Below are 593 nucleotides of genomic sequence, written 5' to 3'. Positions count from 1 at the left end.
CCCTGATTTTGCTCTATGAAGTCAGCCTCCTGCTCAGCAGAGCTATTTACAAAAGAAAAAGAAAGAGGAAAAGCTAATGGGAATTTTAAAAGACATCGGCTTGCCGGGAATCATCATCATCGTTCTGGGTGCTTTGCTGATTTTCGGACCGAAACGCCTGCCTGAACTGGGCCAGTCAATCGGCAAGATGTTTTCTGAGTTTAAGAAAGCTGTCAGCAATGCCGAAGAAGCTGACCGGTCCAGTCATAAAGAAGACAAGGAATAGATGGAAGCACGGGCAACCGTGTTTTTTTGCTTTCTAAGCTATTTTCTGCTGCCGCTTCCCCAAAGATAAGGAGAAGAGATGCTCTTTAATGAATGTCATCAGGCTATCGAAAATCCCCTGTCAGATTTGCTCCAGCCCAGCTGCCCTGCGGAGAAAAAAACGGAAATGAGGCAGTTTTTGAAAGGCTGAATCCTGAAAATCACGCTCCGGCTCTCTATCGAATCTATGGACCGGACTCTCCCTGTCAGATGCAGACCTCTCTTTGCGAGCCTGTCGGCAGCAGAGCGGAGCTGAAAGAGCTTCTGGCAGCAAGAGAGGGAGACAGACG

At 48.1% G+C, this 593-nt stretch carries 1 protein-coding gene and 1 pseudogene; both read left to right on the top strand.

Features of this window, described 5'->3' with window-relative positions:
* Window positions 1-76 precede the first annotated feature (76 nt).
* Window positions 77-265 (top strand): twin-arginine translocase TatA/TatE family subunit, encoded by a 189-nt coding sequence (locus tag STRDD11_RS13260; protein WP_128837677.1) that lies wholly within the window; start codon window positions 77-79, stop codon window positions 263-265.
* Between the two features lie 92 nt (window positions 266-357).
* Window positions 358-593 (top strand): annotated as a pseudogene (locus STRDD11_RS13935) (hypothetical protein); the annotation flags it as partial.

Source organism: Streptococcus sp. DD11 (assembly GCF_001578865.1).
Taxonomy (GTDB): domain Bacteria; phylum Bacillota; class Bacilli; order Lactobacillales; family Streptococcaceae; genus Streptococcus; species Streptococcus panodentis.
This window is presented reverse-complemented; position numbering and strand designations above follow the sequence as displayed.